The following is a 22,446-nucleotide window of genomic DNA, read 5'->3' as shown; positions in this document are numbered from 1 at the left end:
CGTGTCCGCTCCCTCCAGTCTCATCCTGCATGCGTCCTGCATCGCGCTGGAGGGGCGGGGGCTGTTGATCACCGGCGCATCTGGCCGGGGCAAATCGGCGCTAGCGCTGCAGCTGATGGCCTATGGCGCGCAGCTGGTGGCGGATGACCGGGTGCTTCTGCAACTATTGGATGGGCAGGTCATCGGCCAGGCGCCGGAGCCGATCCGGGGCCTGATAGAGGCGCGCTATGTCGGCCTGCTAAAGGCCCAGATCCGCAGCCCGGTCCCGATCATGGCTCTGGCCGATCTTGACCAAACAGAGACCGAGCGGCTGCCCCACCGGCACACCACCCGGCTCCTGGGCCAGGTGTTGCCCCTTGTGAAACGTGTTGACGGGCCCCATTTTGCACCTGCGCTGATGCAGTTTCTCAGATGCGGAGCATTGGACCCTGATGCCTGACAATAGCCCCAAGGCGGTGCCTGCCGTTCTGGTGACCGGCCCGTCGGGCGCCGGGCGGACCACGGCGATCAACGTGCTGGAAGACCTTGGCTTCGAGGCGATAGACAACTTGCCGCTGCGGCTGTTGCCGGGGTTGATCGACGTGGCGGCCGAGCCGCGTCCGATGGCACTGGGTCTGGACAGCCGCAACCGCGATTTTTCGCCGCGGGCGCTGCTGGACGTGATCGACATGCTGGCCGCCCGCCGCGAGATTGAGCTGACGGTGCTGTATCTGGACTCCCAGCCAGACGTGTTGCTGCGCCGCTATTCCGAAACTCGCCGTCGTCACCCGCTGGCGCCCGCAGAATCGCCCGCCCAAGGCGTGCGCCGCGAGCTGGACCTGATGGCGCCAATCCGCGACCGGGCCGACATTTTGCTCGATACCTCGGCCATGAACGTCCACCAGCTGAAGGCGGAGATCGAACGCTGGTTTGCCCCGGAAGGACGTGCCCTGGCGCTGTCGGTGCAAAGCTTTTCTTATAAACGCGGGATGCCGCAAGGCATCGACATGGTGTTCGACTGCCGCTTTCTGGTCAACCCCTACTGGCAGCCGCAGCTGCGCCAGCTGAACGGAACCGATGCGGCCGTTCAAGACTATGTCCGCGCAGACGCCCGGTTCCAGCCGTTCTTCTCGCGGGTGCTGGATCTGACCCGGTTGCTGCTGCCTGCCTACCGCGAAGAGGGTAAGTCCCACCTCTCCATCGCCTTTGGGTGTACAGGCGGGCAGCACAGGTCGGTGACGATGGCGGAAACACTGGCGAAGGCCCTTGCGGAGGATGGCCTGCAAGTGTCAATTAGGCACCGCGAGCTGCAAGGCCAGCATAGAAGTGAGAGGCCGGGTTGATCGGGATCGTTATCGTAGCACATGGCGGGTTGGCGAGAGAGTATCTCGCTGCGGTGGAACACGTTGTGGGTCCGCAGCCAAGCCTGTTGGCGGTATCTATCGGTCCGGACGATGACCGGGGCGGCAAGCAGGGCGAGATCTGTGCCGCGGCCAATGAGGTGGATAACGGCGATGGCGTGGTGGTGGTGACCGACCTGTTCGGCGGCTCCCCGTCCAATCTCAGCCTCAAGGCCTGCGCGCCGGCGAACCGTCGCATTCTTTATGGGGCCAACTTGCCGATGCTGATCAAACTGGCAAAATCCCGCCACCTTCCGGTTGCCGATGCGGTCCGCCAGGCCATGGAGGCCGGGCGCAAGTATATTAACGCGCAAAACGTAAATCCTGACGGAGAGCAGGCACATTAAAATGGCTCTGAAGACGCTGAAAATCATCAACGAAAAAGGGCTCCATGCCCGCGCTTCGGCCAAACTGGTGGAGGTCGTCGAAGGATTCGATGCCACCGCTGAGGTCATCAAGGACGGGATGTCCGCCTCTGGCGACAGCATCATGGGCCTTTTGATGTTGGCAGCCTCGAAAGGAACGACTATTGACGTCGAAACCTCGGGGCCCGATGCTGACGCGCTGGCACATGCGCTGGAGGCACTGGTTGCCGACAGGTTCGGCGAGGGCTACTAGGCCCGCCTCGGCAGCGTAACAGGAATAGGCACTTTGGCGGATACCGCACACGACAGGAACACCGGCGCCGCGCCGGAGGCAACTGGACAGACAGGGGAGGTCTACGACCGCCGCACCCTGACCTACGCCAACTCCTTTGACGACCGCTGGACTGCACTGGCGATCAAGACCATCGAGTGGTGTACCGGCAAGCTGTCGATCCTGCGCATGGTCAGCAAATTCGAGAAGCAGAACGCCGAATACCGCGGCCAGAAGTTCTGGCGCGGTGCGCTCGACATCATGGGGATCGAGCTGCAAACCCCGCAGGCTCAGATCGACAGCATCCCCCAGGACGGCCCGGTGGTGATTGTCGCCAACCACCCGCATGGGATGGTCGATGGCATGATCTTTGCCGATCTCATCGGCCGCCGCCGCCTCGATTACCGGATCCTGACCCGGTCTGTTCTGACCGGTTTGGATGAGGCTGCGACCTCCTTCATGATCCCGGTCCCGTTCCCGCATGACCCCGAGGCGCAGCGCAAGATGGTCGAGATGCGTGCCAAGACGATGGCGTTTCTCAAGGAGGGCGGTGCCGTCGCGCTGTTTCCCTCTGGCGTCGTGATGTCCTCGGACAGCTGGTTCGGAGAGCCCGTGGAGCGCGAATGGAACGTCTTTACCGCGCAGCTGATCCGCCGCTCCGGCGCCCGGGTGGTGCCGATCTATTTCCCCGGCCATAACTCGCGCTGGTATCAGATTGCCTGCCGGATCTCGCCGATCTTGCGTCAGGGGCTGCTGCTGCATGAAATCGTGCGCTCCTGCAACAAGCCGCAGGCGCCGATTGTGGGTAAGCCGCTGACCGACGCGCAGATGGAACGGCTGCACAGCGATCCGCGTGGCTTCATGGCCTGGCTGCGCGAGCATACGCTGAGCCTTGGCAAACAAGGCTGATCCGCCTCGTTATATCCTCTGTTCGGACATACCCCGGGGGGTGAATTGGCCGACCGGCCAAGAGGGAGCTGGCCCCCTCCTGCCGTGTCAGATCAGCGCGTCGGCACCGGGGTTTCGCCGCGGTAGTCATAAAAGCCACGCCGGGTCTTGCGGCCCAACCATCCGGCCTCGACGTATTTGGTCAGCAGCGGGCAGGGGCGATATTTGGTGTCCGCCAACCCGTCGTGCAACACGTTCATGATCGCAAGGCAGGTGTCCAAGCCGATAAAATCCGCCAGCTCCAGCGGTCCCATCGGATGATTGGCACCCAGCTTCATCGATTCGTCGATGGATTTGACCGAACCAACACCCTCGTACAGCGTATAGACCGCCTCGTTGATCATCGGCATCAGGATCCGGTTGACGATGAAAGCGGGGAAATCCTCGGCGCTGGCCGAGGTCTTGCCCAACCGCGCAACCACTTCCTGGCAGGCGGCAAAGGTTTCTTCGTCCGTCGCGATACCACGGATCAGCTCAACCAGCTGCATCACCGGCACTGGGTTCATGAAATGGAACCCCATGAAACGCTCGGGGCGGTCGGTCCGGCTGGCCAGTCGCGTGATCGAGATCGACGAGGTGTTTGAAGTCAGGATCGTATGCGGTTTCAGATGCGGCAGCAGGTCTTCAAAGATCGCCTGCTTCACGGTCTCGCGCTCGGTGGCGGCTTCGATCACCAGATCCGTGGCGCCGACATCGGCCAATGACAGCGACGGTGTGATCCGGGCCAGTGCGGCGGTCATGACCTCTTCGGCGATCTTTCCCTTGCTGACCTGGCGGGCCATGTTCTTGTGGATCAGGCTCACCGCGCTGTCCAGCGCCTGCTGGCTGACATCGTTGAGCACAACGTCATATCCGGCCAGCGCCATGACATGCGCAATACCGTTGCCCATCTGTCCGGCGCCGATCACGCCGACCTTCTGAATTTTCATGCCTCAGGCTCCTGAAATATCTGCCGCAACCATACGTGTGGCGCGTGGGGGGGTACAAGCCCGACCGCGGCGGATTTGAGGCAAATTTGCAGTTTAGGGAAATTGCAACTGTTCCGCCCCAAGGTGAGTCTTGGGTGAAAAAGTGGTGGTGAAATGAGCTATGAACTCAAAAGCGCGGGGGCGCTTTCGGGGGAACCGTGCAGATATGGTCAATCTCGGCTGTTGGTTCGGGGGCCTGAACGGACCCTGGACGCGCCGTATGTCGCCATTCTCGGTGGAACCGAAGTCTATGGGCGCTTCGTTGAATTTCCGTTTGTCGATTCGTTGCAAGCGCAACTCGGGGTGAATTGTATCAACCTTGGCAGTGTGAACGCCGGGCTCGACAGTTTCGTCCACGACAAGACGCTGATCGGGATCGCGCAGGAGGCGGAGCTGTGCGTGCTGCAAATGCTGGGCGCGCAGAATATATCCAACCCCTATTACCGGGTGCATCCGCGCCGCAATGATCGTTTCCTGCAGGCGCAGCCCGCCCTGAAGACGCTGTATCCAGAGGTGGATTTCACTGAGTTCCACTTTAACAAGCACCTGCTGTGCAGCCTGCAGGAGGTTTGCGAACAGCGATTTGCACGGGTGCGCGATCAATTGCAGCGCAGCTGGCTGGACCGCATGTCGGAGTTGATCGCGGCGCTGGACGGGCAGGTGGTGCTGTTGTGGCTGCGCTACGAATTGGATGGCGGCACCGGGTTTCGCTCCGAACCGGCGCTGGTCGATCAGCCCATGGTGGATGCGCTGCGGGCCAAGGTACAGTCGGTTCTGGAATTTCGCACCGCCTCCGCCGCGGCCTCGCGGGATATTGCCGGGATGACCTTCGGTCAGTTGGAGCTGCCGACCGCGCGCCACATGATCGGTCCCAAGGAACATCTGCGGATAGCGGACACGCTGGCAGGCAAACTGGGCCCGATGCTGGACCCAAACTAGTCGCTGCGCAGCGCGCATGGAAAAAGGCCCGCCGAATGGCGGGCCTTTTCGTTAGTGCGATTGTTCTGGTTTAGCCCAGTTTTTCGGTCAGCTCGGGCACCGCCTGGAACAGGTCGGCTACCAGGCCAAAGTCGGCAACCTGGAAGATCGGCGCCTCTTCGTCCTTGTTGATTGCCACGATGATCTTGGAGTCCTTCATGCCCGCTAGGTGCTGGATCGCACCGGAGATGCCGACGGCAATGTACAGATCCGGGGCAACGACCTTGCCGGTCTGACCCACCTGCCAGTCGTTCGGCGCATAGCCCGAATCGACCGCCGCGCGGGAGGCGCCGACCGCGGCGCCCAGCTTGTCGGCCAAGGCTTCGATCAGTTTGAAGTCTTCCTCGGAGCCAACGCCGCGGCCGCCAGAGACAACCACACCGGCCGAGGTCAGCTCAGGACGGTCGCTTTCTGCCACCTTGTCCTCAACCCATTCGGACAGGCCGGGGTTTTCAGCGGCGGAGATGGTTTCAACAGAGGCCGAGCCGCCGTCGCCCGCAGCGTCAAAAGACGCGGTGCGGAAGGAGACCACCTTCTTGGCATCGTTGGACTTCACGGTCTGGAGCGCGTTCCCGGCATAGATCGGGCGCTCGAAGGTGTTGCCGTCGACAACGCCGGACACGTCCGAGATCACCATCACGTCCAGCAGCGCGGCCACGCGGGGCAGCACGTTCTTGGCGTCGGTGGTGGCCGGTGCCACGATGTGCTCATAGTCGGACGCGAGGCTGGCCAGCAGTGCCGCGGTCGGCTCCGCCAGGCGGTGGCCCAGCGATGCGTCCTCGGCAACCAGAACCTTAGTTACGCCCGCGATCTTGGCGGCCTCTTCGCCCGCTGCCGCAGCAGAGGCGCCAGCGGCCAGAACGGTGACGTCACCCAGTTTTGCAGCCGCGGACACGGCCTTGGCGGTTGCATCCAGCGCCAGCGCGCCATCAGTCACCTCAGCAAGGAGAAGAACAGCCATTACACAGCCCCCGCTTCTTTGAGTTTCTCAACCAGCTCGTCGACCGAACCCACCTTGATGCCAGCGGCGCGGGCTGCGGGCTCTTTGGTCTCGATGATTTCCAGGCGCGGCGTGACGTCGACGCCGTAGTCGGCGGCGGTTTTCTCGTCCAGCGGCTTTTTCTTCGCCTTCATGATGTTCGGCAGCGAGGCATAGCGCGGCTCGTTCAGGCGCAGGTCCACGGTGACGATGGTCGGCATCTTGACCGAGATGGTCTGCAGGCCGCCGTCGACTTCGCGGGTGATCTTGGCGCTGTCGCCTTCGATGTCCAGCTCGGAGGCAAAGGTGCCCTGGGACCAGCCCAGCAGCGCCGACAGCATTTGGCCGGTGGCGTTCATGTCGTTGTCGATCGCCTGCTTGCCGCAGAGCACGATGCCGGGCTGCTCTTCCTCGACCACTTTGGCCAGGATCTTGGCAACCGCCAGCGGTTCGATGTCGGTGTGAACGTCGTCGGCAGCCACCACCAGAATGGCGCGGTCTGCACCCATCGCCAGCGCGGTGCGCAGGGTTTCCTGGGCCTGCTTGACGCCGATCGAAACCGCGACCACCTCGTCGGCCTTGCCGGCCTCTTTCAGGCGGATCGCCTCTTCGACGGCAATCTCGTCAAAGGGGTTCATCGACATTTTCACGTTGGCGAGATCGACACCGCTGCCGTCCGCTTTGACGCGGACCTTCACGTTGTAGTCAATCACGCGTTTGACAGGCACGAGTACCTTCATAGTGCGTTCTCTCCTTAACAAACGGCAAGCCGCCCGCGGGCGACTCCCCTCCATGCTCTCGCTGTGTTGATACCGGCTGGTGTGGCGCGGCAACAGGGCAAAATCGTCACGTTAGCGCACGGCGACGTCGCGTTCGCTGATTTGAAGCACCAATTTTGCAAGAATGTTTCCGGCAGGAAATATGCGCGTCCGTGCGCGAAATACCGGCGCAATGCCTGCGCGAAACCTGTCGCAAACAGTGCCAGAACAGCCAAGCTACGTCACTTTGACGCAGCCCGGCCTAATCTCTGATAATCGAAGGGAAAGGGCTCAGCGGTTGGCGCCGGGCACCCATAGAACGTCCGCCTTGCCGCCGTCGTTGGCGACGCGTGCGGCCACGAAGAACCAGTCCGACAGCCGGTTGAGGTATTTCACCGCCGCCGGGTTCACGGCTTCGGAGGAGGCAAGATCGGTTGACAGGCGCTCGGCCCGGCGCGCCACCGTCCGGCAGACGTGCAGCTGTGCGGCCAGCCGGGTACCGCCGGGTAGGATAAAGCTGCGCAGTGCCTCCAGATCCTTGTTCATTACGTCGATTTCGGCCTCCAGCCGTTCGACCTGCGCCGGGGCGATCCGCAGCGGCGGGTAGTCCGCCTCGGCGTCCTTCTCCATTTCCGGTCGGCACAGGTCAGCGCCAAGGTCAAAAAGGTCATTTTGAATCCGGGCCAGCGCCGCGTCCATATCGCCTTCGGCCTCCAGCCGGGCCACGCCGACAAAGGCGTTCAGCTCATCCGCGGTGCCATAGGCATTGACCCGCGCGGCATGTTTGGCGACGCGTTCGCCATTGCCGAGCGCGGTGTCGCCCTTGTCGCCGGTGCGGGTGTAGATCTTGTTGAGAACAACCATCGCCAATTACCCTCCCTGGGTGCGCAGATAGACATAGGCCAGCAGCAGCACCACGGCGACAAACTGGAACATGATTCGCAGCCGCATCATCTTGTTGGCGTTCTTGCGGTTAAAATCACCGCCTTTGCCAAAGCCGCCGATGCCAATGACCAGTGCCACAACAACAGCAGCCATGGCTGCCAGCCCCAGATAATACAGCGGATCGCTCATTCTGTCCCCCAAAACGACATTGCTTCTGCCTCTCCCGTCTACCCGTTGGCCCGGCGGTTGGCGACCGGCAAAACGTTATCCCAGCCGCAGCAGGATGCGGTCAATTGCCCGGGTGCTGAGGATCCGGCGGAGCAGGCCCGCCACATGGGTCGGGGTGGTCACGTAGTAGCGCGGACGCGGTCGGCGCGATTCGCAAGCATGGGCCAGTTTGGCGGTGACGGCAGAGGCCGGCAGCTCAAACCGGTCCGGGCCACTGCTGTGATAGAGCCGCTTCAACAGCCGCGATTCGTACAGCTCCCTCAGGGGAGAGGCCTGCCAGTCGATAAATCGTTCGAAATGCGGGATGGATTTTTCGCGGATCTTTGAGGTCACCGGACCAGGTTCGATCAGCACCATGTGGATGCCGGTACCCTGCAACTCCACCCGCAGCGTATCGGTCAGCCCCTCCAGCGCATATTTCGTTGCCACATAGGCGCCGCGCCAGGGCATTGTCACAAATCCGAGGATGGAGGAGTTCTGCACGATCCGCCCGTGTCCCTGCGCCCGCATCACCGGGATTACCTGCCGTGTCAGCTCGTGCCAGCCAAAGAAGTTGGTCTCGAAGATGCTGCGCAGCGCCTCGGTCGGCAGATCCTCCACCGCGCCGGGCAGCCCGTGGGCCCCGTTGTTGAACAGCGCATCCAGCGTGCCGCCGGTGGCCTCTAGCACCTCTGCCAGCCCCGTGCGGATGCTGGCAGAATCGGTGTAGTCTATGCGCGGGCTGTCGAAACCTTCTGCCCGCAGTCGATCACAGTCGCGCTGCTGGCGGCATGAGGCGAAGACCTGCCAGCCACGGTCGCGCATCCCGCGTGCAGCATCCAGGCCGATCCCCGAAGAGCAGCCGGTGATCAGGATCGTTCGTTTCATAGGCGCGCCCTTCTTGCCCGGTTCCGGCCGGGTTCGGCGCGGAAGTCTCTCGTGCCGTTATGGGCGTTTCCGGGTCACCAGGGAAGCAGCAATCCAGCCAACTCTGCCCTGTTCCGGTGCGCGCAGATGCAGCCAGCCGGTGCCGTTGTCTTCGATCACGATCACCTCGTCGCCGCCCATCAGTCGGGTAATGACAGGATACTGCGTGCCCGGCCCCTGTCGCATATTCACGCGGGACGCGCGGATGCTGCGTCGGTCCACGGTTTCCTCGACGCTGGGGGCTTCCGTTTGGGCAACGGCCGGGGCCGCCGCCGGAGAGGCGCTGATCGCGGCGAGCCCGCCGTCCAGCGATGCCAGCTGCAAAGTTCCCCCCTGTGGCGCCTGCGAAAAAGCGGTGTCGGTGGAGGCGAGCAGACCCGACGCGCTGGCCAGATGTTGCGCTGCTACCTGCGCGCGCCGGTTTGGATCGGCGGCGGGGCGGCTCGGCCGGGGCGCCTCTGCGCGGCGGGTCAGAACCGGGCGACTGTCCAGGCTGGCCGCGGTGATTCTCGCGGTGGCGCGGGGCTTTGCTGCCGACTCTGCCTCGGCCACGGGCTTGGGACGTTCGGGCGGCTTGAAATCGGCGCCGCCGCTCAACTCGTAAAAGCCCCAACCGAGGAAGGCGAAAGACAAAACAACAAAACGTGACATATTCCGGTCCCCCCAGACCAACAGGGTAAGCAGCCATGGCGTGTGGCCTGTCAGTGGCCACCGTCCTGGTTGTGAGATTTGGGAAAGTAACGCGGGACGCGGCTGCTTGGTTCCGTACTATCTAGTGCGTGCGGGGGGCTGGGAAACAGGGGAGTGTCTTGCGGCTTCTCCCCCTCCGGACGGAACTGCCGTCGCGGTCGGGCGCGTTTTTCGCACAGGCGTGCTTTACCAAACCGGGCCGCGCAAGTATCACCAAGCCATGACCGACCTGGTAGAAGACCCCGACATGCCCGACGCCCCCGATCAGGGTGAAATCCTGGAACCGTTGCGCCGCGCCATTGGCGAGCGCTACCTCACCTATGCGCTCAGCACCATCATGCACCGCGCCTTGCCCGACGCTCGCGACGGGCTGAAGCCGGTCCACCGGCGCATTCTTTATGCGATGAATCGCCTGCGGCTTAGCTCCACCGGCGGGTTTCTGAAATCGGCCAAGATTTCCGGCGACACCATGGGCGATTTTCACCCGCATGGCGACGCCGCGATCTATGATGCGATGGCGCGCTTGGCGCAAGACTTCAACGTGCGCTACCCGCTGGTCGACGGCCAGGGCAACTTTGGCAATATCGACGGCGACAACCCGGCCGCCTCGCGCTACACCGAGGCGCGGATGACATTTGTCGCCGAGGCGATGCTGGAAGGTTTGAACGAGGACGCGGTTGATTTTCGGGACAATTACGATGGCCGCCTGACCGAACCGGCCGTGCTGCCCGCGACCTTTCCCAACATTCTGGCCAATGGATCGTCGGGCATTGCCGTGGGTATGGCGACGAACATCCCCCCGCATAACATTGCTGAGCTGATCGACGCTTGCGTTCATCTCATCAGAACGCCGGACGCCCGTGACGACACTTTGCTGAACTATGTGCCAGGACCGGATTTTCCGACCGGCGGCATCATCGTCGAACCCAAGGAAAATATCGCCAAAGCCTACAGCACCGGCCGCGGGTCCTTCCGGCTGCGCTGCACCCACGAGGTTGAGGATCTGGGGCGCGGCCAGTGGCAGATCGTTGTTACCGAGATCCCCTATCAGGTCCAGAAATCCAAGCTGATCGAAAAGATCGCGGAGCTGATTCAGACCAAGAAAGTTCCGATTCTGGGCGATGTGCGCGACGAATCGGCGGACGATATCCGCATCATCCTGGAACCCAAGTCCAAGAACGTGGACCCCGAGGTTCTGATGAACATGATGTTCCGCAATTCGGATCTGGAAACCCGCTTCAGCCTCAACATGAATGTGCTGATCGACGGGGTCACCCCCAAGGTCTGCTCGATGAAGGAGGTGCTGCGCGCCTTCCTTGATCACCGCCGCGACGTGTTGCAGCGCCGCTCGCGCCACCGGATGGAAAAGATCGACCATCGGCTAGAGGTGCTCGAAGGCTTCATCATCGCCTTCCTGAACCTCGACCGGGTGATCGACATCATCCGCTATGACGAGGATCCCAAGGCCGCCCTGATCCGCGAGGACTGGAACCGCGACCATCCCCGCGCCTTCACCGAGGCCGAATACATCACCCCGCCCCCGGGCGCGGGCGAGCTGACAGAGGTGCAGGCCGAGGCGATTCTGAACATGCGCCTGCGCAGCTTGCGCAAGCTGGAAGAAATCGAGCTGACCCGTGAGCGCGACGCGCTGCGTGAGGAACGCGCCGGTCTGGTGGAGCTGTTGGGCTCTGATGACTTGCAGTGGTCGCGCATCACCGAGCAGCTGAAAGAGACCAAGAAACAGTTCGGCAAGACCTATGAGGGTGGCGCGCGCCGGACCCGCTTTGCCGAGGCGGGCGAGGTCGAGGAGGTGCCGCTGGAAGCGATGATCGATCGGGAGCCGATCACCGTGGTCTGCAGCCAGATGGGCTGGATCCGGGCGATGACCGGCCACATCGACCTGAACCGCGAGCTCAAGTTCAAGGACGGTGACGGTCCGCGCTTTGTCTTCCATGCGGAAACCACCGACCGGTTGCTGGTGTTCGGCTCCAATGGCCGCTTTTACACGCTGTCGGCGGCCAATCTGCCCGGTGGCCGAGGCATGGGCGAGCCGCTGCGGCTGATGGTGGATCTGCCCAACGAGGTGGAGATTGTCGATCTGTTCATCCACAACCCCGAGGGGCGCCTGCTGGTGGCATCGGATGCGGGCAACGGCTTCATCTGCGCCGAGAAGGACATCGTCGCCCAGACCCGCAGCGGCAAGCAGGTGCTGAACGTAAAGGACGACGACCGCGCCAAGATCTGCATCCCCGTGGAGGGCGATCACGTGGCCATCGTTTCCGAGAACGGCAAATTCCTGGTGTTCTCTGTCGAGGAAATGCCAGAGCTGACCCGCGGCAAGGGGGTTCGGTTGCAGAAATACAACATGGCCCGCGGCAAGCAGGGGGCGCTGGAGCTGGACGGCGGACTCTCCGACATCACCACCTTCAACTGGGATGAAGGGCTGAAATGGGAAATGGGCGGCGGCAAGACACGCCATGAGGCTGACCTCAGCCAATGGTTGGGCAAACGCGCCGGCATCGGCAAGCGTCCGCCGCATGGGTTCCCGCGCGATTACAAGTTCAAATGACCAGACATGCAACGGCTTGCGTTTGCCGCGCGCGGCGTCCAGTCGCGACCGGCGGACCCTGCGCCGCGGCATGCAGATTGAGAGATTGAAGATGACCCGGATAACCGCCCTTTTTGCCGCCTTGTGTTTTTTGGTGGCCTGCGGCGAGACCCGCCTGGATGAGGCCCCCGAAGACCTTGGCGCCTTTCAGGCGCGGGTGGTGCATGTCTATACCGAAAAGGCGTTGCAATGGCCGATGTCGCGCGGTGCGGACCACAGCGAATGGACGGATCCGATCAAATCCGCGCTGGAGACCCGCTTGCGCCGCTACGACGGCGACCAGCCCTATGACGTGGCGGTGACCCTGGAAGGCTTCATGCTGGCGCCACCCGGCGTGCCGGTGCTGTTTTCGCCCAAGAGCGTCGCAGTGGTGAATGTCTTTGTCTATGACGTCGAGCAGAAGACGTTCCTCGCCAAGAAGCACCAGATGGAAATTTTCGAAAGCACCACTGGCGAAAGCGCTCTGGTGGGCTCGGGCCATGCCCGCAGCAAGCAGGAACAGATCCAGGGGCTGGCCGTCAACATTGCCGACAAGGTCGAGGAATGGATGGCGGAACAGCACCGCGAAGAGGGCTGGTTTGCGCCACGCGCCGCCGCTGATGCTGCGGCGGACCCGGTCGCACCGGCCCCGGCGGGCTGAACACGCGGAATTCCGCAGCTGTCAAGCAGGAACGGGTTGATTTTTGGCTGCAAACCAAATAACCCGCCCGCGCAGAGGTAACCGGGTCAGTGCTGACCCCTCATTTCAAAAGGGCGCCTAACGAATGGCTAAGGAAAAGTTTGAGCGTAATAAACCGCACGTCAACATCGGCACCGTCGGCCACGTTGACCACGGTAAGACCACGCTGACCGCAGCGATCACCAAGTACTTCGGTGACTTCAAAGCCTACGACCAGATCGACGGCGCACCGGAAGAAAAAGCCCGCGGCATCACCATCTCCACCGCCCACGTGGAATATGAGACCGAAGCGCGTCACTACGCCCACGTCGACTGCCCCGGCCACGCTGACTATGTGAAGAACATGATCACCGGTGCGGCGCAGATGGACGGCGCGATCCTGGTTGTGAACGCCGCCGACGGCCCGATGCCCCAGACCCGCGAGCACATCCTGCTGGCGCGTCAGGTTGGCGTTCCGGCCCTGGTTGTCTTCATGAACAAGGTTGACCAGGTCGACGACGAAGAGCTGCTGGAGCTGGTGGAAATGGAAATCCGCGAGCTGCTGTCGTCCTACGACTTCCCGGGCGACGACATTCCGATCATCGCAGGCTCCGCGCTGGCGGCGATGGAAGGCCGTGACCCGGAAATCGGCGAAAACAAGATCAAAGAGCTGATGGCGGCCGTGGATGAGTACATCCCGACCCCCGAGCGCGCGGTTGACCAGCCGTTCCTGATGCCGATCGAAGACGTGTTCTCGATCTCTGGCCGCGGCACCGTTGTGACCGGCCGTGTCGAGCGTGGCGTGATCAATGTTGGCGACAGCATTGAAATCGTTGGCATCAAAGACACCACCACCACCACCTGTACCGGTGTGGAAATGTTCCGCAAACTGCTGGACCGTGGTGAAGCAGGCGACAACATCGGCGCCCTGCTGCGCGGCATCGACCGTGAGTCGGTTGAGCGTGGCCAGGTTCTGTGTAAGCCGGGTTCGGTGACTCCGCACACCAAGTTCGAAGCCGAAGCCTACATCCTGACCAAGGAAGAAGGCGGCCGTCACACGCCGTTCTTTGCGAACTACCGTCCGCAGTTCTACTTCCGCACCACCGACGTGACCGGCACCGTGACCCTGCCGGAAGGCACCGAGATGGTGATGCCGGGCGACAACCTGAAGTTCGAAGTTGAACTGATCGCGCCGATCGCGATGGAAGACGGTCTGCGTTTCGCCATCCGCGAAGGCGGCCGCACCGTTGGCGCGGGCGTCGTGTCGAAAATCACCGAGTGATTTTGAAACAGTGGCGGCAGGCGGGTTTCGCTGGAAAACTGCCGAGAGCCACACGGGACTTGTTAAAGAAAGGGCCGCCTTCGGGCGGCCCTTTCTGCATGGCGCCGATCTTTGGTGCAGACGAAAATTCCGGGGTTTCCCGGTTTCAATAGACGCGTTTAGTCGCCACCGGATCCTGTGCGAGGAAGCGGCGAAATGGCAGCAGGTCGGGGGCATGGCCGGATTTTGCGTGTCCGTGGAGGACGGGCTTAGCCGCTTGCAGGGCTGGCAGTCTCGCCGATTGCTGCGTCGGCGGTATCCGTGATGTCGTCCAGCGCGTTTTCCAGGCTTTGACGCAAGGCTTCGGCTTGGGTGTCGCTGGGCTTCTTTGGCACCTCATCCGTCCATTCGCGGCACATCAACACCCCGCGCGAGAACGGCAGCGGCAGCATCTGCTGGTCCCAGGTTGGCAGCTTCAGAACTTTTTTCTCTGCAAAGGCCACGGTGAACACCCGGCAGCCAGTCATGCGCGCCCAGACAACCGGCACGGTCGAGGATACCCGTGCAGGTCCCCGCGGGCCATCGGCAGCGATGCCGATGGAGCAGCCCTCGCGGGTGCGGCGCAGGACTTCGCGCGACAGGGCGACGTGGCGCTTGTGGCTGGACATAGGAATGGTCTCGAACCCGAGCCGTACCAGGATCTGCCCCGCCAGGCGTCCCGCCCGCGCCGAGGACGTCAGCGCACAGATGCGGCCCAATGAGGTGTCGAACAGATACGGGGCCATAATCAGCCGCTGGTGCCACAGCACAAAGATCACCGGCTCGCCGCGACGAACGCAGGCGTCCATCTCCTCAAATCCGCAACGTTCCCAACGCGATGTCCGATAGGCGAATCGCACATATGCAGCGAGCAGCCCCTCGACGGCGCGGTTGAACCGCGGGCTGTCGGCGATCTTCTTTCTCAGGCTCACGGGCGACGGTTCTTTCCTTTGGGGTGCGGACAGGGCGATCTGCCCTGTCTTACTGCATGGCCGGGCCGGGGCAAAGCCCGGCATCGAAAGGGCCTGTGATTGCCCGCAGAAAAACCGCTTTTCCCTCTTGCCTCCGTTGCGCTGCTGCCGTAGGACATGCCGCACCACAGGGGTATAGCTCAGTTGGTAGAGCGACGGTCTCCAAAACCGTAGGTCGCGGGTTCGAACCCTGCTGCCCCTGCCATTTCCCAAGCCGCCATAGTCGACACAGCAGCCACTCTCAGGCTGTGTCTGCTGTGGTGCCGATGCGCAGGTGATCCGCTGGCTGGCCGGTCAAGTGGCGCGCAAAAACGGCATCGAACCCGGCCTCCAGCTGACGACAGTGCTGTGTCGGCGCGAACAGCGGCGCGCTGGCGTGCTGTCCTAGCAGTTTGTTCCGCAACACAGTGCGGGCGTCCGTGTCGGCGGCCAGCAAAGCGGCTTTGGTTTCGTACTCGGCTTTATCGGCCGCGATCAATTCACCCAGATCAGCGGCTTGCAGCAGGCTTGCGCTGGTGCGGGCGGCGTATTGCTGGCCGGGCAGGGTGAGGACCGGCAGCCCGACCGCCAGCGCCGCGCGCACCCCGGCGCCTGCGTTCACCACAAACGTGTCGAGGAACAGATCCGCCAGGGCCAGCCTGTTTGTCTGCGTGCCTGCATCGGCCATGGGGGCAAAGACCAGCCTGTCGGGATCAACCCCGCGCGTCGCTGCGGCGCGACGCAGGTTGGAGGTCGCGTGGTCGTTCGCCTGCAACAGCCACAAACAGCTGTCTGGCGTGGTGGTCAGCAGGCGCATCCAGATGTCGAAGATATCCGGTGTGATGTGACCGGTCGGGCAAAAATTGCAAAAGACAACGCCTGTCTCGGGCAGCCCGTGATCCGCGCGGCTCAGCTCCGCGTGTCGGGTGCGGTCGGCTAGGGGGCTGGGCGCAATCGCGGCCTGAGCGACGGGCAGGCGCAGCAAGTGTTCGCTGTAGTACCGCTCGCTACCGGGTGGGCAAGTCGCCGCATCCCCGATCAGGTAGTCAAAGGCAGCAGTGCCGGAAGTGCCGGGGTAGCCCGGCCAGGCGATGTGCAGCGGTGCCAGACGTTCGGCAAACAAGAGGGCGCGCGCCCCCTCTGCCGCGCCGCTGAGGTCGATGGCAATGTCCAGCTGCCGCAGGCGTGCGGCGCGAGCGATTTGCGCGGTCGCCGCGGTGTCGATTTCATGCAGGGTCAGGCCCAGCTGTTCGAACTGGTCGCGAACGGGCTGGGACACCGGGCCGCCATGGGCGACCAGTTGAATTTCAAACCGGCTCTTGTCATGCGCGGCCAAGACGGCGCCATGGCCATGCAGCACCTGACGGCCCTCCGAAGCCCCAAAGAAATAGCCCAGCCGCAGCCGCGCGGGCCGTTGGGCAGGGCGCGATTGCTCCAGCGGCGGAAGGGACGGTAGGTGATTGCTGGCATGGGCCTGGGCCCGGATGCGCAACAGATCCGGGTTGTCCTCCATCTGCATCAATGCGCTGGGGTCGCAACCGGCCCCGCGCAGGCCCAGCAGGCGCCGATGGCTGTCGTATTCATCGAGCCAACGCCAGTCGTTCAGGGACGCTAGCGCCAGCAGGCGTTGGGTCCGGGCCGGGTCATGGGCGGGGGCCAGCTGAAGGATGCGGTCGAAACAGGGCAGGGCACGGGCCGGTTCGCCCTGCGCCATGTGCAAAAGCCCCAGCTCGAACTGCGCGTCGGTCAGGGTCGGCTCGAGCGCCGCGGCGCGGCTGTAATGCGCTTTGGCATCCTCTGCCTCTCCAAGCCCCAGCACCAGTCCGGCCAACTCGACATGCAGCGCCGCATCGTCGGGCGTCAGCGCCACCGCAGTGCGCAGATGCGCAGCGGCCTCCCTTGGACGGCCCTGAGCGGTCAGCGCCTCGGCGAGGCTGCGCAGCGCAAGCAGGCAGGCAGGATTCAGCGCCAGCGCGTCCTGATAAAGCCGGATGGCACTGTCGGTCTGGCCGCGGGCCATATGCACCCGGCCCATGGCCGCCTGGCTGCCCGCCGCGCGCGGGTCAATGCCAATCGCCTTGTTCAGGCAAGTGGCCGCGTTGTCCAGATGTCCTGCCGCCAGATGGCAGCGCCCCAGAAAATCCCACAGGAAATGCGATTCGCGAAAGGTTCGCAGCAAGGCGCCACAGCTGTCGGCGGCCTCGAAGTGGTGCCCGGCGGCCAGCATGTCCTCCATCTCTGCCCGGGTATCCTCTGAGGGTTCGCGCTGTTCGCGCAGGCGATCACGCAGCGAGGTCAGCGCCTGCGAGGCGCGGGCGTTCTTGGGGTTGCGGGCCAGGATGCCGGAATAGGCAAGGACCGCGGTTTCAAGCTTGGCGTCCCGTTCGAATTGTTCTGCCTGGGAGAGGGAATAAGCTGGTGTCATGGCATCCGATCTCATCAAAAACGCAAGAGGTGGCGACGGGCGCGTCGGCGGGCCGGCGCGGGTCGGGCTACGCCTGTTTTGGCGCAAGTGGATTAAAATTGGATTGACCGCGCGGACGGCGATGCGGTCGGCTGCTGCACGGGGCTTGAATTCACGGCCGTCAGGCGTTAAATCGCCAACACTGCTAGCAGAGAGATCCCCCCAGCATGGCGACTATCAATCCAGTACAGTTTATTCAGCAGGTTCGCGCCGAAGTGTCCAAGGTCGTTTGGCCGACCCGGCGCGAGGTGCTGCTGACCACGGTCATGGTGTTCATCATGGCGGCGCTCACGGCGGTTTTCTTTGCGCTGGTCGATCTCTTGATCCGCTCTGGCCTGCAGGGGCTTTTGGGGATGTTCGGCTGAGCCGGCAGCAGTATGTCGGCTCTGCGCCAACGCCTGCCGCGCGGCACTTGATCTTGGCGGCGTGGGGCGGTAGGTGAGCCGTAACTATTGAGGCGGGCGTGCAGCGATTCGGTTTGCACGCCGCTTTTTGTTGGAGAGCGCAGCATTTGCTGCAACGGATGAACAGGCAGCGGCGCGGCAATGGCCCGCCCGGCAGAACAAGGACGGTGGTTCATGGCGAAACGGTGGTATTCGGTCAGCGTTCTTTCGAACTTCGAAAAGAAAATCGCAGAGCAGATCCGCACCTCGGTCGCTGAACAGGGTCTCGAGGATGAAATCGACGAGGTTCTGGTCCCCACTGAGGAGGTGATCGAGATCCGCCGCGGCAAGAAGGTCTCGACCGAGCGTCGTTTCATGCCCGGCTACGTTCTGGTCCACATGGAAATGTCTGACCGCGGCTACCACCTGATCTCCTCGATCAACCGGGTCACCGGCTTCTTGGGCCCGCAGGGCCGCCCGATGCCGATGCGCGACGCTGAGGTTCAGGGCATCCTGGGCCGCGTCGAGGAAGGCGTCGAAGCACCGCGCACCCTGATCCACTACGAGATCGGCGAGAAGGTCAAAGTCAACGACGGCCCGTTCGAGGATTTCGACGGCATGGTCGAAGAGGTCGACGAGGACAACCAGAAGCTCAAGGTCACCGTGTCGATCTTCGGCCGCGAAACCCCGGTCGAGCTGGACTTTACCCAGGTGACCAAGCAGGGGTGATTAATCCCGGAGTGGAATTTGAGGCGCCGCGTTGCATTTGCACCGCGGCGCTTTTGCTTTTGCGCTGAGACGGTGTCTTGTGATCAGGTGGTTGAGGTTTGTCCATTGGTCCGTGGCATGGTCTGCGAGCTGTGAAGGCGATAAAGCACGTGAAGCCCTTTTAGTCCTTTCAGCCGCTTGGAATGAATTTGTGAAAAGCTGAATGCCGCTTTTGCGCCAACCATCGCGCGGGTTGCGTCCGAGACCAGTATGTCACCAGCTGTGCCAGCTGCTGCGATGCGCGACGCTTTGTTGACAACGGTGCCGAAGAAATCACCACGGGACTGCACGACATCACCCGTGTGAATGCCCACCCGAAGGCCGAGGTGAGGTTCGTCGGGAAGCGCGGCTACGGCTGCCTGCATGTCGACGGCGGCCGCAAGCGCGTCATTCGCGGATGAAAAGACCGATAACGTTCCGTCCCCCAGGGATTTAACGAATTGGCCGCCATGGCACTGAATGATCTGCTCCAGGATTTCAAAGTGGTCGCTTATCATCACTGACCAGCGCTGGTCACCCATAGCTTCGGCCAATGCGGTGCTGCCTTCTATGTCGGTGAATATGACAGATGCCAAACCTTCATTTTGTACCAGCGCCGGCCCGTCATTTCGGGCGGCATCGACCAGGTTCTGGATTGCCAGCTGCTCATTGCCCACCAGCTCCAGGTTGGAGATCGGAACAGAAGCATGCCGGTTAACGATTTTCCAGGCGGCGCCTTGCAGCAAGAAGATCAGCACAGTTCTGTAACTGACGGCCTCATCAAAGCCGACAAACCGGATCTTATGAACAAAGGACGACCAGCCGGTTTCGCCGTTCTCAAAGGCCTCCGCCTCAAGTTCGTCAAACACATCCGGAGCTGGGATTGCCGCGAAAAAACCGCTGACGCCATCACGGACGGCGCGCCCGTTCCAGAATTCCCCATCGCCTGTGCCGATGAACCGCAACTCATTGGCGGTCGACAAGAAATCCCGCAGCTCGCTCGTATCTTTCTTGGTTCGAAGTATCTCGTACCAGCGCCGAGAGACCGCCAGTAGTTCAGGCGGCGGACGGATCATTGCGGTCTGTCCGGGCATCTGTGCCGATTTCTGCCGTGATGTTGTTTCAACCGGCGTCTCCATCCCGCAGCATCTCTGGGTCACTGCTGCGGATCAGCGCAGCTGCGATCTGAGGATTTCTATTGGACCACACTTGGTGTAAGTGCGTGGCGGCGTCAGGCAACTGTTTTGGGTGCGGCACCCGCCCACTTGCCAACCCTTGCGTTCCCCTGTAGATGCCCCCTCTATCGTCTTCGGGCGAGATTCTCTCGTGGGAGATGGACGGGTCGCGATCCTGATATCCAACCACGCAACATGCACCGGATGGGGCGCGCCTCATCCTCGTTGAAAGGACAACCAAATGGCTAAGAAGCTTGTTGGTTCGATGAAGCTGCAGGTTCCTGCAGGTCAGGCAAACCCCTCTCCGCCCGTCGGCCCGGCCCTGGGTCAGCGCGGCATCAACATCATGGAATTCTGCAAGGCGTTCAACGCCAAGACCGCAGACATGGAGCCCGGCGCGCCGTGCCCGACCGTGATCACCTACTATCAGGACAAGTCCTTCACCATGGACATCAAGACGCCGCCCGCGTCTTATTACCTGAAGAAGGCAGCCAAGGTGAAATCCGGCGCGAACAACCCGTCGCGTGAAACCGTCGGCACCGTGACCGCGGCCCAGGTGAAAGAAATCGCCGAAGCCAAGATGAAAGATCTGAACGCCAACGACATCGAAGCGGCAATGCAGATCATCCTGGGCTCCGCCCGCTCCATGGGCATCGAGGTGAAGTAAGATGGCAAAGCTCGGTAAACGTACCCGCGCCGCGCGCGAAGCAGTCGCTGGCAAGGAAAACCTGTCGGTCGAAGAAGCTGTTGCCCTGGTCAAGGCCAACGCCACCTCGAAGTTCGATGAGACCATCGAAATCGCTCTGAACCTGGGCGTTGACACCCGCCACGCAGACCAGATGGTCCGCGGCGTGATCGGCCTGCCCAACGGCACCGGCAAAGACATGCGCGTTGCCGTGTTTGCCCGCGGCGCCAAGGCGGACGAAGCCAAGGAAGCCGGTGCAGACATCGTCGGCGCCGAAGACCTGATGGAAACCATCCAGGGCGGCACCATCGAATTCGATCGCTGCATCGCGACCCCGGACATGATGCCCGTCGTCGGTCGTCTGGGCAAAGTTCTGGGCCCGCGCAACCTGATGCCGAACCCCAAGGTTGGCACCGTGACCATGGACGTGAAAGCGGCCGTGGAAGCAGCCAAGGGCGGCGAAGTCCAGTTCAAGGCCGAAAAGGGCGGTGTCGTACATGCAGGTATCGGCAAAGCCTCCTTTGACGAAGCCAAGCTGGTCGAAAACGTCCGTGCCTTCGTGTCGGCCGTGGCCAAGGCCAAGCCGTCGGGCGCAAAAGGCTCCTACATGAACAAGATCAATCTGTCCTCGACCATGGGTCCGGGCGTCACGGTTGATGTTGACAACGCCGTCAGCGAATAAGCGCGAGACAAGCGTCAGGAATTATGAAGGCGTCCCTTTGGGGGCGCCTTTTTTCATGGACTTGTGGGGCTGCGCAGGGTCTATCTTGGCAACAGAGACAAGCCACTTGCAGGTCGATAGTGAGACACGCCGCGACAGAGAGACTGCTGATCTATGCCCCGGTGCCGTTGTACCGTTCGGGTGGCCAGTTGTTTCTGGAAGATCAGGCGCGGGTGGGGCTGCGGCTGTGGGCGGATAATTTCGAAACCGTTGCGGCGATGATGCCGGTCATAGACGCCGCGCCACCGGTCGGCTGGAGCGCCTATGATCCCGGCAGCCTTGAGCGGGTGGCGTTGCACCCCTTGCCCTGTGCCTATACGCCGCTGCGTTTTGCGCGTTGCTATGCGGCCACGCGCAGGACGATCACCGCGCTGATCGACGAGGCGGATTTCCTGTCCTTTGCGATTGGCGGTTTGTTCGGCGATTGGGGGGCGGTTGCCTGTTTCGCCGCGCACCGCAAGGGGCGTCCGTTTGCGGTCTGGACGGACCGGGTCGAAAGCGCGGTGACGCGGCTGACGGCCGCAACCGGTCCGCTGAAGACCCGCCTGCGCAAACGGCTGACCGCCGGGCCGATGTGGGTGTTGGAAAAGGCAGTTGTGCGCCGCGCCACCGTTGGGTTGTTCCATGGACGCGAGACTTATGAGACCTACGCGCCGTTTTGCCAGAACCCGCAGGTCGTGCACGACATCCTGCTGGACCGCAGTCTGCAAATCTCTGACCGCGGCTTTGGGGAAAAGCAGCGTGCGACAACAGAGGGGCCATTGCAGATCATCTACGCCGGGCGCGCGGATGCCATGAAGGGGCCAAAGGACTGGCTACAGGTGTTGACGCAGTTGCAAGCGGCGGGGGTGGCGTTTCGCGCCAGCTGGCTGGGCGACGGTCCGATGCTGGAGGAGATGCGGCGCGACGTGGCGCAGGCGGGTCTTTCGGACGCGGTGACGCTGATGGGGTTTGTTGCGGACCGGGCGGCGGTGGTTGCCGCCTTGCGACAGGCGCATCTGTTCCTGTTTTGCCACAAGACGCCCGAAAGCCCGCGCTGCCTGATAGAAGCGTTGATGTCCGGGACGCCGATCGTCGGCTATGACGGCGCCTACCCGCGGGAGTTGACCGAAGGTTTCGGCGGCGGCAAATTTGTTCCGACCGGCGAGGTGGCGGCTTTGGCCGATGTGGTGGCCAGGCTGCGGCAGGCGCCAGAGGCCTTGTTGACCTTGCAGCGCGCGGCGCGGCGGGACGGGCAGCGGTTCGATCAGGACAGCGTGTTTGCTGACCGCAGCCGGATCCTGCAGCAAGTGCTTGGTGGCGCGTCAGCCAGGCAGCGGCTGGACCCGCAGCCTGGCTGACGCGAGGTGCGGCGGTTTGTGCCGCTGGTGATTTTGCCCTTGGAAAACCCGCCAAATGGG

Annotated in this window: 24 protein-coding genes and 1 tRNA gene; 15 read left to right on the top strand and 10 right to left on the bottom strand. The window is 62.7% G+C overall.

What is annotated here, in order from left to right; genetic code table 11:
* Position 1: 1 nt before the first annotated feature.
* Genes AC0IPL_RS11755 through AC0IPL_RS11735 form a run of 5 tightly spaced genes read left to right on the top strand, consistent with a single transcriptional unit; the run spans position 2 to position 2,924 of the window.
* Complete coding sequence (locus tag AC0IPL_RS11755; RefSeq protein ID WP_474274714.1) at positions 2–439, top strand: HPr kinase/phosphorylase; 438 nt, start codon at positions 2–4, stop codon at positions 437–439.
* Positions 432–1,322, top strand: coding sequence for an RNase adapter RapZ (rapZ, locus tag AC0IPL_RS11750; protein ID WP_474274713.1), 891 nt, complete (start codon positions 432–434; stop codon positions 1,320–1,322). Before AC0IPL_RS11755 ends, rapZ begins: the two co-directional genes overlap by 8 nt.
* Positions 1,319–1,726, top strand: coding sequence for a PTS sugar transporter subunit IIA (locus tag AC0IPL_RS11745; protein ID WP_474274712.1), 408 nt, complete (start codon positions 1,319–1,321; stop codon positions 1,724–1,726). The genes rapZ and AC0IPL_RS11745 overlap by 4 nt, the downstream gene beginning before the upstream one ends.
* Before the next feature lies 1 nt (position 1,727).
* Positions 1,728–1,997: an HPr family phosphocarrier protein gene (locus AC0IPL_RS11740; protein ID WP_474274710.1), complete on the top strand. Its 270-nt coding sequence runs from the start codon at positions 1,728–1,730 to the stop codon at positions 1,995–1,997.
* 33 nt (positions 1,998–2,030) lie between these two features.
* Positions 2,031–2,924 carry a lysophospholipid acyltransferase family protein gene (locus tag AC0IPL_RS11735; protein ID WP_474274709.1) on the top strand — a complete coding sequence of 298 codons (894 nt, stop codon included), beginning with the start codon at positions 2,031–2,033 and terminating at the stop codon, positions 2,922–2,924.
* A gap of 92 nt (positions 2,925–3,016) precedes the next feature.
* Here AC0IPL_RS11735 and AC0IPL_RS11730 read toward each other — a convergent pair whose 3' ends face one another.
* Complete coding sequence (locus AC0IPL_RS11730) at positions 3,017–3,892, bottom strand: 3-hydroxybutyryl-CoA dehydrogenase (protein WP_474274707.1); 876 nt, start codon at positions 3,890–3,892, stop codon at positions 3,017–3,019.
* Between the two features lie 153 nt (positions 3,893–4,045).
* On the opposite strand from AC0IPL_RS11730, the gene AC0IPL_RS11725 reads away from it, so the two are divergent.
* The gene (locus tag AC0IPL_RS11725) at positions 4,046–4,870 is read left to right on the top strand and encodes a DUF6473 family protein (RefSeq protein ID WP_474274705.1); all 825 of its coding nucleotides are present in this window, start codon (positions 4,046–4,048) and stop codon (positions 4,868–4,870) included.
* Between the two features lie 70 nt (positions 4,871–4,940).
* On the opposite strand, the gene AC0IPL_RS11720 is transcribed toward AC0IPL_RS11725, so the two are convergent.
* The 6 genes from AC0IPL_RS11720 to AC0IPL_RS11695 form a co-directional block, all read right to left on the bottom strand.
* Entirely contained in the window at positions 4,941–5,870 is a 930-nt protein-coding gene (locus tag AC0IPL_RS11720) for an electron transfer flavoprotein subunit alpha/FixB family protein (RefSeq protein WP_474274703.1), read from the bottom strand.
* On the bottom strand, positions 5,870–6,628 hold the full coding sequence (locus tag AC0IPL_RS11715) for an electron transfer flavoprotein subunit beta/FixA family protein (protein ID WP_222456147.1): 759 nt from the start codon (positions 6,626–6,628) through the stop codon (positions 5,870–5,872). The genes AC0IPL_RS11720 and AC0IPL_RS11715 overlap by 1 nt, the downstream gene beginning before the upstream one ends.
* A gap of 309 nt (positions 6,629–6,937) precedes the next feature.
* Positions 6,938–7,510: a cob(I)yrinic acid a,c-diamide adenosyltransferase gene (locus AC0IPL_RS11710; RefSeq protein ID WP_474274701.1), complete on the bottom strand. Its 573-nt coding sequence runs from the start codon at positions 7,508–7,510 to the stop codon at positions 6,938–6,940.
* Between the two features lie 6 nt (positions 7,511–7,516).
* Complete coding sequence (locus AC0IPL_RS11705) at positions 7,517–7,720, bottom strand: twin transmembrane helix small protein (RefSeq protein WP_474274699.1); 204 nt, start codon at positions 7,718–7,720, stop codon at positions 7,517–7,519.
* Positions 7,721–7,795: 75 nt separating this feature from the next.
* On the bottom strand, positions 7,796–8,626 hold the full coding sequence (locus AC0IPL_RS11700) for an SDR family NAD(P)-dependent oxidoreductase (RefSeq protein ID WP_474274697.1): 831 nt from the start codon (positions 8,624–8,626) through the stop codon (positions 7,796–7,798).
* A gap of 57 nt (positions 8,627–8,683) precedes the next feature.
* Complete coding sequence (locus AC0IPL_RS11695; RefSeq protein WP_474274695.1) at positions 8,684–9,316, bottom strand: SH3 domain-containing protein; 633 nt, start codon at positions 9,314–9,316, stop codon at positions 8,684–8,686.
* Positions 9,317–9,575: 259 nt separating this feature from the next.
* Here AC0IPL_RS11695 and AC0IPL_RS11690 point away from each other — a divergent pair, with 259 nt between their 5' ends.
* From AC0IPL_RS11690 to tuf, 3 genes are all read left to right on the top strand, one after another.
* A complete protein-coding gene (locus AC0IPL_RS11690; RefSeq protein WP_474274693.1) occupies positions 9,576–11,924 on the top strand; it encodes a DNA topoisomerase IV subunit A in 2,349 nt (782 codons plus the stop codon).
* A gap of 91 nt (positions 11,925–12,015) precedes the next feature.
* Entirely contained in the window at positions 12,016–12,603 is a 588-nt protein-coding gene (locus tag AC0IPL_RS11685) for a hypothetical protein (RefSeq protein WP_474274691.1), read from the top strand.
* A 124-nt stretch (positions 12,604–12,727) separates the two neighbouring features.
* Positions 12,728–13,903: an elongation factor Tu gene (tuf, locus tag AC0IPL_RS11680; protein ID WP_474274689.1), complete on the top strand. Its 1,176-nt coding sequence runs from the start codon at positions 12,728–12,730 to the stop codon at positions 13,901–13,903.
* A 248-nt stretch (positions 13,904–14,151) separates the two neighbouring features.
* On the opposite strand, the gene AC0IPL_RS11675 is transcribed toward tuf, so the two are convergent.
* Entirely contained in the window at positions 14,152–14,853 is a 702-nt protein-coding gene (locus tag AC0IPL_RS11675) for a lysophospholipid acyltransferase family protein (protein WP_474274687.1), read from the bottom strand.
* Between the two features lie 168 nt (positions 14,854–15,021).
* On the opposite strand from AC0IPL_RS11675, the gene AC0IPL_RS11670 reads away from it, so the two are divergent.
* A tRNA-Trp gene (locus AC0IPL_RS11670) sits at positions 15,022–15,097 on the top strand.
* 36 nt (positions 15,098–15,133) lie between these two features.
* Here AC0IPL_RS11670 and AC0IPL_RS11665 read toward each other — a convergent pair.
* A complete protein-coding gene (locus AC0IPL_RS11665; RefSeq protein ID WP_474274685.1) occupies positions 15,134–17,296 on the bottom strand; it encodes an O-linked N-acetylglucosamine transferase, SPINDLY family protein in 2,163 nt (720 codons plus the stop codon).
* Between the two features lie 206 nt (positions 17,297–17,502).
* Between AC0IPL_RS11665 and secE the strand changes: the two genes are divergently transcribed.
* A complete protein-coding gene (secE, locus tag AC0IPL_RS11660; protein ID WP_474274683.1) occupies positions 17,503–17,700 on the top strand; it encodes a preprotein translocase subunit SecE in 198 nt (65 codons plus the stop codon).
* Between the two features lie 213 nt (positions 17,701–17,913).
* Complete coding sequence (gene nusG, locus AC0IPL_RS11655) at positions 17,914–18,447, top strand: transcription termination/antitermination protein NusG (RefSeq protein ID WP_260016263.1); 534 nt, start codon at positions 17,914–17,916, stop codon at positions 18,445–18,447.
* Between the two features lie 83 nt (positions 18,448–18,530).
* Here nusG and AC0IPL_RS11650 read toward each other — a convergent pair whose 3' ends face one another.
* Positions 18,531–19,604 carry an adenylate/guanylate cyclase domain-containing protein gene (locus AC0IPL_RS11650; RefSeq protein WP_474274681.1) on the bottom strand — a complete coding sequence of 358 codons (1,074 nt, stop codon included), beginning with the start codon at positions 19,602–19,604 and terminating at the stop codon, positions 18,531–18,533.
* Positions 19,605–19,881: 277 nt separating this feature from the next.
* On the opposite strand from AC0IPL_RS11650, the gene rplK reads away from it, so the two are divergent.
* From rplK to AC0IPL_RS11635, 3 genes are all read left to right on the top strand, one after another.
* A complete protein-coding gene (rplK, locus tag AC0IPL_RS11645; RefSeq protein ID WP_474274679.1) occupies positions 19,882–20,307 on the top strand; it encodes a 50S ribosomal protein L11 in 426 nt (141 codons plus the stop codon).
* Position 20,308: 1 nt separating this feature from the next.
* Positions 20,309–21,007 carry a 50S ribosomal protein L1 gene (gene rplA, locus AC0IPL_RS11640; RefSeq protein WP_474274677.1) on the top strand — a complete coding sequence of 233 codons (699 nt, stop codon included), beginning with the start codon at positions 20,309–20,311 and terminating at the stop codon, positions 21,005–21,007.
* Positions 21,008–21,126: 119 nt separating this feature from the next.
* The gene (locus AC0IPL_RS11635; RefSeq protein ID WP_474274675.1) at positions 21,127–22,386 is read left to right on the top strand and encodes a glycosyltransferase; all 1,260 of its coding nucleotides are present in this window, start codon (positions 21,127–21,129) and stop codon (positions 22,384–22,386) included.
* The last annotated feature ends 60 nt before the right edge of the window (positions 22,387–22,446 follow it).

Source organism: Leisingera sp. SA32, assembly GCF_056033425.1.
Note: the sequence above shows the minus strand (reverse complement) of the source record. Positions and strands in the feature narration are given on the sequence as shown.

Bases quoted from the DNA above. Each gene is read 5' to 3' on its own strand.
- AC0IPL_RS11650 (WP_474274681.1), bottom strand. From the start codon at position 19,604: ATGGAGACGCCGGTTGAAACAACATCACGGCAGAAATCGGCACAGATG.
- AC0IPL_RS11665 (WP_474274685.1), bottom strand. From the start codon at position 17,296: ATGACACCAGCTTATTCCCTCTCCCAGGCAGAACAATTCGAACGGGAC.
- AC0IPL_RS11740 (WP_474274710.1), top strand. From the start codon at position 1,728: ATGGCTCTGAAGACGCTGAAAATCATCAACGAAAAAGGGCTCCATGCC.
- tuf (WP_474274689.1), top strand. From the start codon at position 12,728: ATGGCTAAGGAAAAGTTTGAGCGTAATAAACCGCACGTCAACATCGGC.
- rplK (WP_474274679.1), top strand. From the start codon at position 19,882: ATGGCTAAGAAGCTTGTTGGTTCGATGAAGCTGCAGGTTCCTGCAGGT.
- AC0IPL_RS11725 (WP_474274705.1), top strand. From the start codon at position 4,046: ATGAGCTATGAACTCAAAAGCGCGGGGGCGCTTTCGGGGGAACCGTGC.
- AC0IPL_RS11705 (WP_474274699.1), bottom strand. From the start codon at position 7,720: ATGAGCGATCCGCTGTATTATCTGGGGCTGGCAGCCATGGCTGCTGTT.
- rplA (WP_474274677.1), top strand. From the start codon at position 20,309: ATGGCAAAGCTCGGTAAACGTACCCGCGCCGCGCGCGAAGCAGTCGCT.
- AC0IPL_RS11710 (WP_474274701.1), bottom strand. From the start codon at position 7,510: ATGGTTGTTCTCAACAAGATCTACACCCGCACCGGCGACAAGGGCGAC.
- AC0IPL_RS11730 (WP_474274707.1), bottom strand. From the start codon at position 3,892: ATGAAAATTCAGAAGGTCGGCGTGATCGGCGCCGGACAGATGGGCAAC.
- AC0IPL_RS11700 (WP_474274697.1), bottom strand. From the start codon at position 8,626: ATGAAACGAACGATCCTGATCACCGGCTGCTCTTCGGGGATCGGCCTG.
- AC0IPL_RS11690 (WP_474274693.1), top strand. From the start codon at position 9,576: ATGACCGACCTGGTAGAAGACCCCGACATGCCCGACGCCCCCGATCAG.
- AC0IPL_RS11720 (WP_474274703.1), bottom strand. From the start codon at position 5,870: ATGGCTGTTCTTCTCCTTGCTGAGGTGACTGATGGCGCGCTGGCGCTG.
- AC0IPL_RS11685 (WP_474274691.1), top strand. From the start codon at position 12,016: ATGACCCGGATAACCGCCCTTTTTGCCGCCTTGTGTTTTTTGGTGGCC.
- nusG (WP_260016263.1), top strand. From the start codon at position 17,914: ATGGCGAAACGGTGGTATTCGGTCAGCGTTCTTTCGAACTTCGAAAAG.
- AC0IPL_RS11715 (WP_222456147.1), bottom strand. From the start codon at position 6,628: ATGAAGGTACTCGTGCCTGTCAAACGCGTGATTGACTACAACGTGAAG.
- rapZ (WP_474274713.1), top strand. From the start codon at position 432: ATGCCTGACAATAGCCCCAAGGCGGTGCCTGCCGTTCTGGTGACCGGC.
- AC0IPL_RS11695 (WP_474274695.1), bottom strand. From the start codon at position 9,316: ATGTCACGTTTTGTTGTTTTGTCTTTCGCCTTCCTCGGTTGGGGCTTT.
- secE (WP_474274683.1), top strand. From the start codon at position 17,503: ATGGCGACTATCAATCCAGTACAGTTTATTCAGCAGGTTCGCGCCGAA.